The 16,079-nt window shown below is 46.9% G+C and carries 12 protein-coding genes; 5 read left to right on the top strand and 7 right to left on the bottom strand.

What is annotated here, in order from left to right; all coding sequences use genetic code 11:
- Positions 1 to 623: 623 nt before the first annotated feature.
- From rny to HMPREF9140_RS01320, 4 genes are all read right to left on the bottom strand, one after another.
- The gene (gene rny / locus HMPREF9140_RS01305; protein ID WP_006951201.1) at positions 624 to 2,162 is read right to left on the bottom strand and encodes a ribonuclease Y; all 1,539 of its coding nucleotides are present in this window, start codon (positions 2,160 to 2,162) and stop codon (positions 624 to 626) included.
- A 32-nt stretch (positions 2,163 to 2,194) separates the two neighbouring features.
- The gene (locus HMPREF9140_RS01310; RefSeq protein ID WP_006951203.1) at positions 2,195 to 2,491 is read right to left on the bottom strand and encodes a cell division protein ZapA; all 297 of its coding nucleotides are present in this window, start codon (positions 2,489 to 2,491) and stop codon (positions 2,195 to 2,197) included.
- Between the two features lie 12 nt (positions 2,492 to 2,503).
- Positions 2,504 to 2,797, bottom strand: coding sequence for a hypothetical protein (locus HMPREF9140_RS01315; protein ID WP_006951210.1), 294 nt, complete (start codon positions 2,795 to 2,797; stop codon positions 2,504 to 2,506).
- A gap of 93 nt (positions 2,798 to 2,890) precedes the next feature.
- Entirely contained in the window at positions 2,891 to 3,574 is a 684-nt protein-coding gene (locus HMPREF9140_RS01320) for a peptidylprolyl isomerase (protein WP_006951215.1), read from the bottom strand.
- Positions 3,575 to 3,792: 218 nt separating this feature from the next.
- Here HMPREF9140_RS01320 and HMPREF9140_RS01325 point away from each other — a divergent pair, with 218 nt between their 5' ends.
- Positions 3,793 to 4,605 carry a helix-turn-helix transcriptional regulator gene (locus tag HMPREF9140_RS01325; protein WP_006951217.1) on the top strand — a complete coding sequence of 271 codons (813 nt, stop codon included), beginning with the start codon at positions 3,793 to 3,795 and terminating at the stop codon, positions 4,603 to 4,605.
- 181 nt (positions 4,606 to 4,786) lie between these two features.
- On the opposite strand, the gene HMPREF9140_RS01330 is transcribed toward HMPREF9140_RS01325, so the two are convergent.
- Both HMPREF9140_RS01330 and HMPREF9140_RS01335 read right to left on the bottom strand, forming a co-directional pair.
- Positions 4,787 to 6,028 (bottom strand): outer membrane beta-barrel protein, encoded by a 1,242-nt coding sequence (locus tag HMPREF9140_RS01330; protein ID WP_006951219.1) that lies wholly within the window; start codon positions 6,026 to 6,028, stop codon positions 4,787 to 4,789.
- On the bottom strand, positions 6,025 to 6,591 hold the full coding sequence (locus HMPREF9140_RS01335) for an RNA polymerase sigma factor (RefSeq protein ID WP_006951220.1): 567 nt from the start codon (positions 6,589 to 6,591) through the stop codon (positions 6,025 to 6,027). The genes HMPREF9140_RS01330 and HMPREF9140_RS01335 overlap by 4 nt, the downstream gene beginning before the upstream one ends.
- A gap of 193 nt (positions 6,592 to 6,784) precedes the next feature.
- Between HMPREF9140_RS01335 and HMPREF9140_RS01340 the strand changes: the two genes are divergently transcribed.
- The 4 genes from HMPREF9140_RS01340 (at position 6,785) to HMPREF9140_RS01355 (ending at position 11,846) form a co-directional block, all read left to right on the top strand.
- The gene (locus HMPREF9140_RS01340; RefSeq protein ID WP_018572067.1) at positions 6,785 to 7,417 is read left to right on the top strand and encodes a DUF4840 domain-containing protein; all 633 of its coding nucleotides are present in this window, start codon (positions 6,785 to 6,787) and stop codon (positions 7,415 to 7,417) included.
- Between the two features lie 702 nt (positions 7,418 to 8,119).
- Complete coding sequence (locus HMPREF9140_RS01345; protein WP_006951222.1) at positions 8,120 to 9,469, top strand: DUF6080 domain-containing protein; 1,350 nt, start codon at positions 8,120 to 8,122, stop codon at positions 9,467 to 9,469.
- Positions 9,466 to 10,893, top strand: coding sequence for a DUF6080 domain-containing protein (locus tag HMPREF9140_RS01350; protein WP_006951223.1), 1,428 nt, complete (start codon positions 9,466 to 9,468; stop codon positions 10,891 to 10,893). The genes HMPREF9140_RS01345 and HMPREF9140_RS01350 overlap by 4 nt, the downstream gene beginning before the upstream one ends.
- Positions 10,890 to 11,846 (top strand): glycosyltransferase, encoded by a 957-nt coding sequence (locus HMPREF9140_RS01355; RefSeq protein ID WP_006951224.1) that lies wholly within the window; start codon positions 10,890 to 10,892, stop codon positions 11,844 to 11,846. Before HMPREF9140_RS01350 ends, HMPREF9140_RS01355 begins: the two co-directional genes overlap by 4 nt.
- Before the next feature lie 849 nt (positions 11,847 to 12,695).
- On the opposite strand, the gene HMPREF9140_RS01360 is transcribed toward HMPREF9140_RS01355, so the two are convergent.
- On the bottom strand, positions 12,696 to 15,680 hold the full coding sequence (locus tag HMPREF9140_RS01360) for a hybrid sensor histidine kinase/response regulator transcription factor (protein WP_006951225.1): 2,985 nt from the start codon (positions 15,678 to 15,680) through the stop codon (positions 12,696 to 12,698).
- Between the last annotated feature and the right edge of the window lie 399 nt (positions 15,681 to 16,079).

Consider the following 16,079-nt stretch of genomic DNA (forward strand, 5'->3'; position numbering starts at 1 on the left):
TTTTTCACTCAAAGGAATATTGTCTTTCTTGTTTTTAATCATCTATTATCCTATCCGATTTTACTTGTGAGGGTAAATCTTTAAATATCCTACCATCCTATTTCGTTTTATATCTTCGTAGCTTTCCGAAACACTTAAACAATAGTATAATATATTTCCGGAACTTTCCGAAGTTGTAAAACAGTAAAATATACTATCTCTGGAAGTTTCCTAAATTATAATACAATAGCATAATCTATCTCCGGAGCTTTCCGAAGTTATAAAACAATAAGATATACTATCCTAGGAACTTTCCGAGATTATGAAAAAATAGTGTAAACTAATCTAGGCATTTTACGGAACTATAATATAGTAATGAAAATTACTTCCGGAATTTTCCTAAGTTATAAAAAATAATGTAAATAATGTTCGGAACTTTCCGTATATATAAAACAAAAAGATATATGCTCTTCTGAATTTTTAGAGGATATAAAACGGTAGTGCTATTGAGTCTTGCGAAAGGATGAAGAATATTTTAATGGTTGTTTGGAGAATAAACAAAAGAAAAGAGGTGAACACTGATAATGATGTTCACCTCCGGACTGATTTTGATTACATGAATCTCCCCCTTTTAAGGAAGATTTTTATTTTGCATAGGCCACGGAACGGGTTTCGCGAATGACGGTGATTTTAACTTGACCGGGGTATGTCATTTCGTTTTGAATCTTTGTGGCTATTTCGCTGCTTAGTTTTTCGCTTTCTGTGTCGTCTATCTTGTCGGCGCCTACGATTACTCGCAACTCTCGACCGGCTTGGATGGCGTAGGTTTTGGTTACGCCTGGATAGCTCATTGCGATTGATTCGAGGTCGTTGAGGCGTTTGATATAAGCTTCTACGATTTCGCGGCGAGCTCCGGGGCGTGCGCCCGAGATGGCGTCGCATACTTGAACGATTGGGGCAAGTAGAGTTGTCATTTCAACTTCGTCGTGGTGTGCTGCAATGGCGTTGCAGATGTCGGATTTCTCTTTGTATTTCTCGGCTATCTTACCGCCGTAGAGTGCGTGTGGAAGGTCGGTTTCTTCGTCGGGCACTTTTCCGATGTCGTGCAGCAGTCCGGCTCGTTTTGCTTTCTTTGGGTTCAGTCCGAGTTCGCTGGCCATAACGGCGCAGAGGTTGGCTGTTTCGCGTGCGTGCTGTAAGAGATTTTGCCCGTAGGATGAGCGATATTTCATCTTACCTATTATTCGTATTAACTCTGGGTGCAGACCGTGTATGCCAAGGTCGATTGCGGTGCGTTTTCCGGTTTCAATTATTTCGTTGTCTAATTGTTTTTTCACTTTTGCCACAACTTCTTCGATTCTTGCGGGGTGGATTCGTCCGTCGGACACGAGTTGGTGTAGAGCCAGTCGGCAAATTTCTCGACGAACGGGGTCGAAGGCTGAAATGACGATGGCTTCGGGTGTGTCGTCGACAACTATTTCGACTCCTGTTACGGCTTCGAGGGCTCGGATGTTTCGGCCTTCGCGCCCGATGATTCGTCCTTTTACTTCGTCGTTGTCGATATGGAAAACGCTAACTGAATTTTCGATTGCTGTTTCGGTGGCTACACGTTGTATGGTTCTGATGACGATTTTCTTTGCTTCGAGGTTGGCGTTGAGTTTTGCTTCATCAACTATTTCGTTTATGTAGGATGCTGCGTCGAGTTTGGCTTTGTCTTTGAGGCTTTCAATCAGTCGGTCTTTTGCTTCTTCTGCGCTGAGGCCGGATAGTTCTTCTAGTTTGGCTCGCTCCATATCTTGCATTTTGTCGAGCTCGTTGTGCTTTGTTTGCAGTATTTTCTTTTCGTTTTCGATTCTCTGCAGTTGTTGTTCAACTTCTTGTTTGCGGCGGAATATGTCTTCCTGCCGTTGGTTGAGTGATATTTCGCGTTGCTTGAGTCGATTCTCGTTTTGCTGTATTTTTTGATTGCGTGTTTGGACTTCTTTTTCGAGCTCGGCTTTTTTATTGAGGAACTTTTCTTTGACCTCGAGGAGTTTCTTTTCTTTGATTACTTCGGCTTCTTTCTTAGCTTGTTCTATGGATGTGTTGTATTTTCCTTTTATCAAGTAGCGAAAGATTGAATATCCGCTTGCACCTCCGATGATGAGGCACACAATGGCGATGATTATGGATAGTATATTCATTATATCTGTATTGTTGTTTAAAAAGTTTTTATTTACTGTTTTTTCAGAGCATCTTCAATCTCGGATGTGAGTTGGTCTAAAATATTATTGAACGGCGCGGTATCGTTTCGTGCGTTTTCTTTTTGATAGCGCAGCGCTATGTCGAGCATAGACATGTATAGGATTTCTTCCTTTCTTTTTTGTTCTTTGAAAATGGAAGAGTATGTGTTTACAGTGCTCGTTATTTGTTTGGCTGCCAAACGATAATATTCCTCGTCTTCGCGGGGAATGGTGACGGATAGTTTTGTGTCGTCAAAATTGAGTATGATTTTCAATTTATCGTTTGCCATTTGTTTTCAGACTTATTCTTCACTAAGTATTGTGATGCATCTGTTTACGTCCCTGATGAGTTTTGCAATTCTTTTTTGAGCATTTTCCATGTCGCTGTCTGTGATTTCAATCATTCGGGCCGTTTTGAGGAAATTGTAGTCGATTTGCGCTTGAGAGAGTTTTGCTTGAAGTTCTTGGATTTCCTTGTCACGCTGTTCTATAATGGATTGTAGTTGGGTGTTTTCTTTTTTCACTTCCTGATATTGGAGAATCATTTGCCTGACACGGGTTGTGAATGTATTCAGCGTTTTCTCATTAGCATTCATAACTTGCAATATTTCCGCTACAAAATTAGGTTAAAGTTTTAAGCTGTGAAAATTATCTTAAAACGAACCGGCGCTTATAAGGGGATTGGTAAACTACTTTATAATTGTTGCTCGTTTGATATGAATATCGGTAAGTGGTCTGCTGTTCTCGTCGACCAATGCTTTACGAATTTTGTCGACCACTTCGAATCCTTCAAGTAATTCTCCGAACACTGTGTAGTGGCCGTCGAGATGAGGAGTGCCGCCTTGTTGTTTATAGATGTCGCGAATTTCGGGAGTCATTTGCACTGCTCCGCCTGTATATACGTTGAGTCTTTCCTGTGCCCAATCTAGTTGGCTATCGGAATATTTGATACCCCAAACGATATAGAACTGCGAGGCCGACGATTTACGCTCGGGATTAACCTCATCTGATTCACGAGCAGCGGCTACGGCACCGCGACGATGAATCAGCTTGGGATAACAAATTTCGGCTGGGATGGAATAGGTTTCTGGAGTGTCGCCGAGTTGCTGTCCCGGTTTGGCTTTCCGGGAACCGAGGTCGCCAGTTTGAACCATGAAATCTTTGATGACCCGATGGAAAAGAACACCATTATATGCTCCCGACTTTACCAACTTTAAGAAGTTATCGCGATGGAGTGGGGTTTCATTATAGAGCGCAATCACAATATTCCCGCTGTCGGTTTCGAGTAGAACCTCGTGCCGGATAGTGTCGTTTTGTGCCTGTAGGCAATTCGTTATTAAACAAGCAAGGAAAAGGGTAATAATCTTTCTCATATTTCGATTTCAAATTGTTGCTATAATTGAAACTTTCGACCTTTCTGAAAGTATTCGCAAAGGTAGCCAAATCTTTAAAAACCCTTTTCCAGAGCCACATGAGAGACCAAATTGAGAAAGACGAATACAAGAAAAGTTAGCAGTCATGAGCAATAAAACCATAGTTATTTAGTACTTTTGTGACATAACTAATCGCTCATTTTCATAGAGATACAATTATGATAGAATACGACAATAAATGGATTCTGCGCACGAATGACTTGGCTCTCATATCAGACGACGTAACGAAAGACATGATTATTTATGCACTCTGCACATCGGGGAGCTGCACCTTTGAATATAACGGCAAGCAGAAAGAAGCTCGCAAAGGAACAGTGATTGTTCTTCGCAATCGCGAACTGATGAAAAATTTTAAATCCAGTAACGACTTTGCTGTTGAAGGATTCTTTCTTTCACAACGTTTTCTGCTCATGTCGGGTCGACGGTCGAGTTATGTTGTACGCTATTGTTTATTGCTAAATGTCGAACCCATAATGCAGCTTCTTCCCGCTGAACAAGAACGTTGGCATCACGATTATGAAAACATAATATATCTTCTAAGCATCGAGGGCAATCATTTCAGAAGCGAAATAATGCAATCGGCCCTCTGGCAATTGTTTCTAGATAATTTCGATTTCTCGATAAGAATCTACGGCTCGCGCGAAATCACCTTCCAGTCGTCAGCGCTAACTTTCGCTTTCTTCAAGTTACTTGACGAAGGAAACTATCGTCGGCATCGCAACATTCCTTACTTTGCTGAAAAGCTTTTCGTTTCGCCCAAGCATCTATCCGAAACGGTTAAGAAAGTGAGTGGATACAGTGCGATATATTGGATTACACACTACACGCTGACCGACCTTCAACGTGAATTACGCAATAGTAATCTTTCGATTTCCGAGATTGCCGACAGATACGCCTTCTCATCCATGGCCTATTTCACTCGCTATTTGCAAACTCATTTGGGCGTAACCCCATCAAAGCTTCGAGAATAAGAACGCCATCAAAGCTTCGGGAATAAGAATTCTATCATAGACAAATGCCAAGCAGTTGAAAAGATAAGAGCAAAACTAAATAATGACGACTAAACAAAAATCTTTCAGAATTAAGAGGAACTAATCGGCAAGAAAAATGCCGATAGTTGAGTTGCATTTTCCAAGACGGGCGTGGAATTATTTAGAGGTTAATTCGTACGCCGAAATTGATATTGAAGTTTAATGGGCGTTCTTTATAGTAGTTCTGCAATGGGGAGTCGTTGTTGAAATAGTAGGACAGACCGGGCTCGGCGTAGATGGCTATCGGATGGATAACGATGTAGGATAGTCCGGCTGAGATGTTGGCCGACATTTGCAGTTGCGATTCGGTAAGTTTCGTAGTCTCGGAGGCTTTGTTTGCATCGCCGTCGTTTTCTGAGGAAATGCTGAATGTTTTCCCGTTGACGAGTTTCTGCAGTTCGGTTCCGGCAGCGAGATAAACTCTTGCTCGACGGGTGGAAACGAGAGTGTAGCTCAAGGCTATGGGCAGGCCGATATAATCGAGGTGCTGTTTTGTGGTGATTGTTTGTAAAATGGTGGAGCGATATATTCGGGCGGAGAGACGGGTGTAGGAAAGACCGGCGTGCAAGGTCCAGTGCGAGCTTATGGGGTAACCTACCGAGAGACCTAACTTAACGGGCTGGTCGTGTTGTATTGTGGTGCTTGTTTTGAGAAGGCTTTTGGCAATCAATTCATTTTCGGGTTCGAAGATTGAGGCATAGTATTGCGGTGGAAGAGCGGATTGATTGATTGTTCCGGCGCCGGTGAAATAAGCGTCGATGCTTAGGGGAGCGTAGGCTTGTTCGGCTTTAATGTTGGGGAGATTGTCAACCGGGAGATGTCTGTCTTTTTTATTCTGTGTGGGGGTGTTGGCATGTTTTTCGAGAACAGCTTCAGGCGATTGTGGTGATTGATTTTCGATTTGTGAAGTTTCAGCCTGGGCAATCTCGGTTTTAGGAGTTTCTATTTGGAGGGATTCATTTCCGATGGGGCAATAGGTTTCATGGTTCTTATATATGACTTGCTCGTCATCCTGGAAGAGTTCCTTTTTCGTACGACTCGCTTTTGTGAATGACTCGTGGAGCGTTTCGGGTTGATTGGCGAGTGTTTGGGGGTGATTGGTTGTTGTGTTTGCCGGAACGTTGGCTGTTGGTTTTGTTATCTCGGGTGTAGTGTTTTTGAGAATGTATATGGTTGCTCCAGCCAGGGCCGCGAAGAGTGTGGCTGCGATAGCGCGCAGCACTGTTAGTCTTCGGATGGTGGCGCGTTTGAGGACGGTTTGTTTTTTCAGTTCGCGCTTTACGTTGGCGAGCATGTCGTCGGGCGCTTTAGGGCAATAGTCCTGCATTTTTTCGCGCAATTGTTTGGTCCATTGTTCTTTCATTGTTGTTGTTTCTGTCTGTATTGCTTAATCATTCTTGCAAGCATGTTTCGCGCTTTGAAATATTGCGATGCCGATGTGTATTCTTTTATTCCCAGCATTTGGGCGATTTCTTTATGCGAATATCCGTCGAGCGCGAATAGGTTAAACACTGTTCGATAGCCTTTAGGCAGGTTTCTGATGAGTTCGGCAATTGTTTCGATTGGGATGTCGTTCACGGGCGGTTCGTCGTCGCAGGTATCGGGGAGTTCGTTTCCTGTTCTGATGAATGCCGATGTTTTTTCTTTTCTCAAGAAGAGGAGTGATTCGTTTATGGCGATTCTGTTTAGCCAGGCCCACAGCGAGCCTTGGCCTCGATATTCGAAACTCTTGAATTGTGTGAAGATTTTTATCAGGCAATCTTGTAGTGCGTCCTGCGCTGAGTCGTAGTCTGTCAGATAGCGCCTGCACACTCCGAAGAGCTTGTCGGCATATTCGTTGTAGAGTTTGTCCATCGCCGAACTTTCATCTCGCACGAAGAGTTCTATTATTTGTTTCTCCTTGTCTTGTGTTGATGCACTTCTCATCGTTATTCATCCGTATAAATGCGTCAGGATAGATGTAATTGCTTGAATGAAGCTTAAAAAAACGTGGCAAAAATATGGAACATGATGATAAGGGGCCGATTGGCTTAACATCAATTAACCAGGGCGAAAAGCAATCTTTATGGCCGATGGATGTTTAAAAGGGCGTAAACACAAACCAAACGATTTTTTAATTATGAAAACATTTAAGTATTTGGCAATTCTGGTATTTGCCGTTCTGGCTTTCACTTCGTGTGACAGCGACCCAAGTTGGTGGCCTAGAACTCTAACGCCCGAAGAGCGTCAGTCGGCCCTAAAGGAGGTTAAGGGCGACTATCATGGGAAAATGACTTTTTACACAGGAAAGAACGATGAGAAAACCGGTAGGCCGATATACGATTCTTTGAAGGTGGAATGGTCGATTATTTCGGATTCGATTCTCATAATAAAGAATTTACCGAGCAAGGTTCTTGTACCGAACACCAGTAACACTCTTCTGCAGGGTGCGTTGGCATCGGCTCCGAACTTTGATCTGAAGTGTAAGATTTCGTTCTATCAGAACGACCCGGCGCAATTCTTAATCAACCCCGTTCCGCCGGTTTTCAAACTTCATTATGCCGACAAAGACCATACGGTTCAACAGCTGTTCTTTGTAGACAACATTCTCTCATTCGGCGGAACAACCTCAACGCACAATTTGATGCTGCGAATAATACCCGGCTCCATATTGGTAGATGGTAATGGGTCAAGGACTTTTGCTCGACCGGAATACAGGCGGACTATCACGTTCATATCCGACGAAAAGGTGAACCGTCCGCCAAAGAAATAGGCTTCTCCTTTCTAGTAGATAGCGATCTACGCAAGAGGGTGCGCGTCCCGTTGTGGGAGCGCACCCTTGTTTGTTTTATTAATACGCGAGTCGTGGATAATAATGCTAATTATTTTTTGTTTGCAATCGCCGGAACGTGGCGTTCCGGGGATGCTAACGCCGTTTTATCTCTGGAACGTCGCGTTCCGAGAGTGCTAACGCCATTTTATCGCCGGAACGCCACGTTCCGGGAGTGCTAACGCCATTTTATTGCCGGAACGTCGCGTTCCGAGGGCGCTAACGCCATTTTATCGCCGGAACGCCACGTTCCGAGGGTGCTAACGCCATTTTATCTCTGGAACGCGGCGTTCCGAGGATGCTAACGCCATTTTATCGCCGGAACGCCACGTTCCGGGGGCGCTAACGGCAATTTATCGCCGGAACGCGGCGTTCCGGGAGTGCTAATGCCATTTTATCGCCGGAACGCGGCGTTCCGGGAACGCTAATGCCGTTTTATCGCCGGAACGTCGCATTCCGAGGACGCTAATGCCGTTCTTACTGCCGGAGCGCCTAGGCGTTTTATTCCGAAACGGCGCGTTAATCCTGGATGGTGGCGGTCGGTGCGTTAAGCCGTGCGGCGCAGCTACAGGCGTAGAGTATATTGAAGAATATGTTAACTTTGTCGCGCAAGAAACCTTAAAACTCAAATAAGATTATAGAAAAATGTCAGCACTGGGTTTATTCAAAATAAAGAAAGAAGAACGCTGGATGGCGTTAGCTGTACTTTTTATTGCAGTGGCTTTTAATGCGCTGGTTATCTACAGTCATTATTCGGTTTACACGATGGGAGCGCACGGCGGATTCTGGACAATATTCTTGGAGAATTTCCGGTTGTCGGGATACGACTGCTGGTCGTGGATAACTATTTCGGGCATGCGCATCCATTTCGAAACGGTTCGGCATCCGCTTTATCTTAGTATTCTCTATCCGTTTTATCTTCTGAACCACTGGATGATTGAACAACTGGGAACCAACTTCGCGGTGTTCTTCATGGCCGTAGTGCTGGTGGTTTCTACGGTTTATTCGGCCGTGTTTATGTATCGCATAATGCGCGAGGTGGTTGGACTGAAACCGTTTGATGCGCGACTGCTCACCTTCTTGCTCTTTTCGTTTGCGCATGTGATGCTGCCGATGATGGCGCCCGACCATTTTATAATTTCTCTGATGCTTCTTCTGATGACGCTCTACATTGCAGGGCGGAAAATGAAGGAACGCAAGCCAATGGGAACGTGGCAAACGTTTGGACTGATGTTTTTCACGGCCGGAATATCGGCGTCGAATGGCGTTAAGGTTCTTCTGGCATCGTTGTTTGCGAATGGTCGGCGGTTCTTCAGATGGAAGAATCTGCTTGTGGGAATATTGCTTCCGCTGGGAATACTAGTCGGCATTCAGCAAGCTCAATATTATGCGTTCGAGGTTCCGCAGAAAGAGGTTGCTCACAAAATCGAGCGAGCCAATCTGAAAAAGAATGCAAAGAAATTCAAAGCCCGACTGGCCGAACGCAAAGCGTGGCTCGACGCGCACACGGGCAGGGCGGCCTTTGATAGCAGAGTGGGAAAATGGATGGACGTATCAACCTCGCGCACGGAAACTTTAAAGGAGAATTTCTTCGGCGAATCGTTCCAACTGCATCAGAATTATTTGCTGAAAGATGTGTCGTGGGACAGACCGATATTCGTGCCCTATAACTGGACGGCCAATTATATCATCGAAGGTCTTATTGTTCTTTTATTCCTTCTTAGCTCGTTGATTGCATGCCGGGAGCGATTCTTTGCGATGCTTCTCGCGTGGTTCGCTTTCGATGTTACGCTGCATATAATAATGGGTTTCGGAATAAATGAAGTTTATATCATGACGGCCGGCTGGGCGTTCATCGTTCCCATTGCGTTGGGTTACACGATGCGAGCCTTGGCCTACGGTCCGCGGCGCGTTATGCGGATTCTGCTTGTCGCGCTAACCTTGTGGCTGTGGATTTACAACGGCGGGCAGATTGCAATGTATCTTCTCGGATGAGCAGTGTGCCCGGTATTCGTCGTGAGGAGCGTTGGCCAACAGCCGCGTTTCTTGTTTGGCAGATTATTCTTCAGGCGCTGGTTATTGCGCGATATTTCCCCGTTTTCTCTTCTGCCGAAGGGAACTATCGCAAAACTTTCATCGACGGATTTCATATCTCGGGTTTCGACCCGCTAACCTATTGCGTGGTTTCGAGCTGGGCAACGGCGTTCGACGTGAATAGGCACCCGCTGCTCGCTTTCTTCTGTTATCCGCTTTATGTTCTGAACCGTGCCCTGATGGAACTTACGGGCATTAACTGCGCACAGTTCGTTGTCGGAGCGGTGCTGCTTGTGTGCTCGGTGTGGGCCTTCGTGCTGATGTTCAGAATATGCAAAGAGCTAATCGGCACAAGCACTTTCGAGGCTGCAACGCTTTCGGCAATGCTTTTTTCGTTCGCTCACGTGATGCTGGCGGCTGTGTGTCCCGACCATTTCGTGATGTCGCTCTTCGCACTGTTGCTCACGCTCTATGTTTCGGGCAAGATGATGCGCAACGGTGTACCGATGCGTGCCTGGCAAACCGTGGCGCTGTTTCTGCTCACGGCCGGAATATCGCTCAATAACGGACTGAAGATTATTCTGGCTGCGCTCTTCGTGAATGGAAAGCGATTCTTCCGACTAAAGTTCATCCTCCCCGCCGTTATTCTCCCCGCGATAGGTCTTGCGCTCTTTGGCGAATGGGAACACGAAACGTTCGTGGCCGAAAGCGTGAGAGTTGCGAAGATTAAGCGCAGTTTGGTCGTAAGAGCCGAGCGCGACAGCTTGCGAAAGATGTTCAACGACACAACCAGTATTGCAAACGATTCGGCACGCACCGCTGCATTCACCCGATTCTGGCGGGCACATCGGCAGAAGCAGTTAAAACTTCGGGCGATGCAACCCGACCGCGCTAATGCCGGCGAACCGATAAGCAGGAAGAGATTCCTGAATTGGACCGACATGACAACATCGCGCACAGAAACTTTAAAGGAGAATTTTTTCGGCGAATCGTTGCAGCTCCATCGTCGATATCTGCTTGGCGACGTGATGCGCAACCGCCCGGTTATTGTTTGCTACGACTCTGTGCTCAATTACATTGTCGAAGCCCTGCTTGTTATGCTCTTTGTTCTCGGTGCGTGGATGGGACGGCGAAACAGGCTCATGCAAACGGCCCTGTCGTTCTTAGCGCTCGACGTTTTGCTTCATCTTGTATTTGGCTTTGGCATAAACGAGGTTTACATCATGACCGCTCATTGGGCCTACGTTATTCCCCTCGGCATGGCCTTCATTCTGCCTCGCCTCGCCGGTTGGCCGCGAATTGTTATGCGAACCTTGCTCGCTGCGCTCACATTGTGGCTCGCAATATGGAACGGCACGCTACTGATTGAATATCTCTACCAATGAACAACACGGTTTCAATTGTTCTGTGCACCTACAACGGCGCGCGTTACATTGAGCAACAGCTCGATTCCATCATTGCGCAAACTTATCCGATTCACGAAATAATAGTGCAGGATGATGGGTCGACCGACGACACCTGGACTATCCTCGAGCGTTATGCTCGCAATTATTCAGTTATCCGTCTTTTCAGAAACGAAGGGCGGCACGGTGTTAACGGCAATTTTCTCTCGGCGATGCGAAGGGCCACGGGCAGTTTTATTGCCGTTTCCGACCAGGACGATATATGGGAACCGCACAAAATAGCCGAACAAATGCGGGCTATCGGGCCGAATATGATGTGCAGCTGTCACTCCCGCCCGTTCTCGTCCGACGGCTCGTTTGCTCACTTCGACAGTAGGCCGCGCAACACGAGCATTTTCAGAATGATGTTTCTCGCCCTGCCTGGCCATACGCTACTTTTCCGTCGCGAGTTGCTCGGCGAACTGCCGCCCGACAATCATCCGATATTTCGCCATTCCATATACGACGCCGCGCTCTGCATAACCGCTGCGGCTCACGACAGCATAGTGTTTCTCGATTCTGTTCTGGTTAATTTCCGTCGGCACGCCGATGCTGCAACCTATAAAGATTTCCATCGCAGTCTGCCTTCCTGGCGCAACGCTTTGAACGCTTTGGTGTGGGGAATGGGGCATTATCGCAGTACTCGCCGACTGGTTTTGCCGCTCTATGGTGCACGGTTCGAACTGATGAATCAAATTCAGTCTGCCGCCCCCGATTTTCTAAAAGCTCGACTGATTATGTATCTCGAAACGCGTCGCGACCCTGTTTCGTTCATTCGTCTTCAATACCATTTCGTGCGGGTTGCTCCGAAGCTCTTTCAGGTTTGTGGCGACGGTTTTTTAGTTCGTTTGCGAGCCGCCCTTTATCCCATCCTTCAGCTCTACATGTACAAATAGCTCGTCTCGGGGTTGGAATAAAGGTTTCGCATTGCGGAGATGCTTTCCAACTGGTTGGACGGGTCGAAATAATCTGTGGGACGCCTTCCAACTAGTTGGACGAGTCAAAACAATCTGTGGGATGCTTTCCAACTGGTTGGACGAGTCAAAACAAACTGTGGGACGTTTTCCAAGTAGTTGGACGAGTCGAAATAATTTGCGAGACGCTTTCCAACTAGTTGGACGAGTCAAAATAATCTGCGGGATGCTTTCCAACTAGTTGGGACGAGTCAAAACAAACTGCGGGATGCTTTCCCAAAGTTGGGACGAGTCAAAACAAACTGCGAGACGTTTTCCCAAAGTCGGGACGGGTCGAAACAAACTGCGAGACGTTTTCCCAAAGTTGGGACGAGTCGAAACAATCTGTGGGACGTTTTCCCAAAGTTGGGACGGGTCAAAACAAACAGCGAGATGCTTTCCCAAAGTCGGGACGAGTCAAAACAAACAGCGGGACGTTTTCCCAAAGTTAGGACGAGTCAAAACAAACTGCGGGACGTTTTCCCAAAGTTGGGACGAAAAACTACGTGAGTTCGGTTTAAGAATCTGCTTAAGCCTCCGATGAGTCAATGGGTAATAAACAACGGATGCCAATTCGGGCGTTAGCCCGCATGTAGGGACAGACCCCGTGTCTGTCCGAGCCCCATGCCAATTCGGTCTACCGACCGCATAACATATTTCGTCCTGTCGCGTCAGGGGCGGACAGACACGGGGTCTGTCCCTACATGCGGGCGGAACGCCCGAGTGGGAGTCTCTATCAAACCGAACTCGCATAAAAACTCTCGGATATTTCAGGGCGTTAGAGTTGGGTTTTTACAGGTTTTCTCGTTTCCGATAGTCGGTAGGCGTAACTCCGCACACGTTTTTGAACGCTCGCACGAAGTTTGGATATGCGTCGAACCCGCACTTGTCGGCCACTTCTGCAAAACTTATCTTTGGGTCGCCATCCAGCAGTAGTTTTGCTTTCTTTATTTTGATTCGCTGAATATAGGCAGTGGGAGTATAGCCTGTCAGAGCTACTATTTTTCGATAGAACTGGCTGTTGCTCATACAAACAATCGATGCTATGAGCGACACATTTATTTCCTTTCTACGGCTTAGTTGCAAATAAACGGCATCTGTTACCTTCGAAATGAAGCGCAGTTCGGATTCGTTGAAGTGGGCAGAATTGTTTTCTTTCTGTTCTATCATTTCTCCTCCGAATTTTTCGCGCATAATGCGTCGTCCTTCGAGCAGTTTTTCAACTCTCGTGAGCAATTCGTCTGTGTTGAACGGCTTGTATAGATAGGCGTCGGCTCCGGCTTCTATTCCTTTTATTCGTTCGGTTTCGCTGCTCTTTGCGGTTATAACGATGATGGGAATGTGGTTGATGATTTCGTTGCTGCGTACCTGTCGGCACAGTTCCAAACCGTCGATGCCGGGCATCATCAGGTCGGTTATTATGAGGTCGGGCACGAGTTCGAGAGCTTTTTCTATTCCTTCGTTGCCGTTGCTGGCGTAGGCTATGTCGTATCGGTCGGTAAACTGTGAGCCGATATATGCAGCGATGTCCGAATTGTCTTCTATTATGAGCAGTCGGTTAGCATTATCATTTCCGCTATCGCTATCCATCGGAGTTTCGGTGTCGTTATCGGGCATCATCGGATAGTTCATTTCGGTCTCGTCGGTTATGTGTTGTCGGCATTGGTTTCGTATAGGCACTTTTATATGGAAGGTGGTTCCTTTTCTTTGTTCGCTTTCCACGGTTATGGTTCCGTTCATCGAGTCAATTATTTGCTTCACCAGAGTTAGCCCTACTCCTGTTCCGATGTTACGCATATCGGTTTCGCCTTGATAGAATGGCTCGAAGATGTGTGCACAGGTTTCTTTATCCATTCCTTTTCCTGTATCCGAAACGTCGATGTGCAGTTGGTTTTCTTCTCTCCACACCAATACTCTCACCTTTCCGTACTCGGGTGTGAACTTGAAGGCGTTCGAGAGCAGATTGTTGAGCACTTTGCGGGCATAGTCGGGCACGAAGTCCATATTCACATTATCTTTCGAGAAGAACTGCAGGTTGATGTTCCTACTGTTTGCAAGGTCGCGATAGCTTTCTGCAATCATGGCCAGATAGGCCGATATGTTACCGTTGCGCCAGTCGGGGTCGCCCACGGATGATTTGATTTTTGAGATGTCCAGTAGCTGATTGATGAGCATAAGCAGTCCGTTGCCTTGTCGCTCGATGGTTTTTGCCTTGTCGTCCATCTCGTCTGGAGTGCCGGTGAATCCTTGCAATTCGTGACTAAGACCGAGGATGATGGTGAGCGGCGTGCGAAACTCGTGGGTGATGTTGGTGAAGAAATGTTCGCGTAGTCTACTCATTCGCTCCAGGAGTTGATGACTGCGACGACGTATTCTGCTCATGTAGACAAGGGCTGCCACGACGAGCAACAGAATTGCAATCAAAGCGATACTTACGATGAGAATGATGCGCTTTTCAGTATGTTCTCGTTCTTTCTGGTGGGCCATCTCTTCGGTTTTATATTTCACGTTGTAGCGGCTCACGTTCTGTTCCATTTCGTGATGATAGATAGAGTCTTTCAGCGCAGCATAACGCATGGCCTGACGGCTCGCCTCTGTGGGGTTCGTGTCTTTGAGCGCCTCATACAGTCCAATCCTCGCCCTGCTTTCGTTGTAGAGGTCTTTTCTGGCGGCAAACACCTCGGCTGCTTTTTCGAAATATTGTGCAGCCTCGGCATGTGCTCCACGACGATTGAGCAGTTCGCCCATCTGGTTATGGCACACGGAGAGCGACAGCTTATTATCGGCTTTTTCCAATATCGGTATAGCACGTTTCACTGAGCGTTCGGCCTCGGCGAACTGTCCGAGCGACATCAGCGCATCTGTCATCTGAGAGAGGCGTATGCCCACCTTAGCCGTGTTGCCGCGTGCCTGGTCGAGCTCATAGGCCCGGCGGGCATAGTTGAGTGCCTTATGTTCCTTTCCCATGGCGTGATAGATTTCGGATGCCATGCCATACTGGATGGCCATGCGGTTTGAATCCTGCGCGGCGGTACTGTAGCGTATGGCTTCGATGATATATCGTTCGCCGTCTTTGAGCTGTTTGGCAACCAAACATATACCGGCCAGTGTGTTGAGCGAACTGCTGATGCGACTTTTATCGCCCCGACGCCGGTCTATTTCCAAACTCTTGCGTGTGTACTCAATGGCCTGCACATAGTCCGACCGCCGGAAATAGAACAATCCCACCAGTCGTTCGCAGTCGCTTTGCAGCTGTAGGTCGTCGCTTTTAAGAGTTAGCGGCAGGGCTTTCATGGCATAATGCAGTCCGTCGTTGTTATCCTGCGTTTCATAGAAATATTCGCCGGCCCAGTACCACACTTGCATATCCAGGCTATCGATTGGCATATCGGGCGTAACGTTGAGCAAACTGTCGGTCATTTCCTCTCGATAGAGTAGGGCGAAGATGGGCTTGGCTGCAGCGAAACGTTTCTTTCCGCTTTGCCTGTTGAAGTTGTTCAGCAGTTGCTCCATCTTCTTTCCGCGCTCCGAGGCATTGATATTTGCAGTCGATTCAACCTGCTCTACAACTTTATCCGTGCTTTCCTTATTATTTTCACCGCAGGAAGCAAACAGAAACAGAGCTGCGAACAAAGCACATAATGCTCTTGCGGTCAAACGGCATATTTTGCCATGATGAATGTCAGGATATTTACGAACAGGTTGTAGAGCGGCCTTATAGCCACTTTTATAGTATTGCATAAAGATGATTTTTATTCCCATTGTTGAATAAGCCATTCAATAGCCATATTTTTTACTTGCATGCAAAGGTATGGAAAGCTCCATAACTATGTGATTTCGTGCTAAGACGATGCTGTGTATGCCTTACGGCCGAGTTGGCATCCACACGGGGAATCGGGCTGGAGTTCGTCTCAAACAGACCCTGTTTTGCATCAGCGGGTCGGAGTTCATCTCAAACAGACCCTGTTTTGCTCCAGCGGGTCGGAGTTCGTCTCAAACAGACCCTGTTTTGCTCCAGCGGGTCGGAGTTCGTCTCAAACAGACTCTGTTTTGCTCCAGCGGGTCGGAGTTCGTCTCAAACAGACCCTGTTTTGCATCAGCGGGTCGGAGTTCGCCCCAAACAGCCCCTGTTTTGCTCCAGCGGGTCGGAGTTCGCCTCAAACAGACTCTGTTTGC

It is taken from the genome of Prevotella micans F0438 (genome assembly GCF_000243035.1).
Taxonomy (GTDB): Bacteria; Bacteroidota; Bacteroidia; order Bacteroidales; family Bacteroidaceae; genus Prevotella; species Prevotella micans.

Bases quoted from the DNA above. Each gene is read 5' to 3' on its own strand.
- rny (WP_006951201.1), bottom strand. From the start codon at position 2,162: ATGAATATACTATCCATAATCATCGCCATTGTGTGCCTCATCATCGGA.
- HMPREF9140_RS01310 (WP_006951203.1), bottom strand. From the start codon at position 2,491: ATGGCAAACGATAAATTGAAAATCATACTCAATTTTGACGACACAAAA.
- HMPREF9140_RS01315 (WP_006951210.1), bottom strand. From the start codon at position 2,797: ATGAATGCTAATGAGAAAACGCTGAATACATTCACAACCCGTGTCAGG.
- HMPREF9140_RS01320 (WP_006951215.1), bottom strand. From the start codon at position 3,574: ATGAGAAAGATTATTACCCTTTTCCTTGCTTGTTTAATAACGAATTGC.
- HMPREF9140_RS01325 (WP_006951217.1), top strand. From the start codon at position 3,793: ATGATAGAATACGACAATAAATGGATTCTGCGCACGAATGACTTGGCT.
- HMPREF9140_RS01330 (WP_006951219.1), bottom strand. From the start codon at position 6,028: ATGAAAGAACAATGGACCAAACAATTGCGCGAAAAAATGCAGGACTAT.
- HMPREF9140_RS01335 (WP_006951220.1), bottom strand. From the start codon at position 6,591: ATGAGAAGTGCATCAACACAAGACAAGGAGAAACAAATAATAGAACTC.
- HMPREF9140_RS01340 (WP_018572067.1), top strand. From the start codon at position 6,785: ATGAAAACATTTAAGTATTTGGCAATTCTGGTATTTGCCGTTCTGGCT.
- HMPREF9140_RS01345 (WP_006951222.1), top strand. From the start codon at position 8,120: ATGTCAGCACTGGGTTTATTCAAAATAAAGAAAGAAGAACGCTGGATG.
- HMPREF9140_RS01350 (WP_006951223.1), top strand. From the start codon at position 9,466: ATGAGCAGTGTGCCCGGTATTCGTCGTGAGGAGCGTTGGCCAACAGCC.
- HMPREF9140_RS01355 (WP_006951224.1), top strand. From the start codon at position 10,890: ATGAACAACACGGTTTCAATTGTTCTGTGCACCTACAACGGCGCGCGT.
- HMPREF9140_RS01360 (WP_006951225.1), bottom strand. From the start codon at position 15,680: ATGGCTTATTCAACAATGGGAATAAAAATCATCTTTATGCAATACTAT.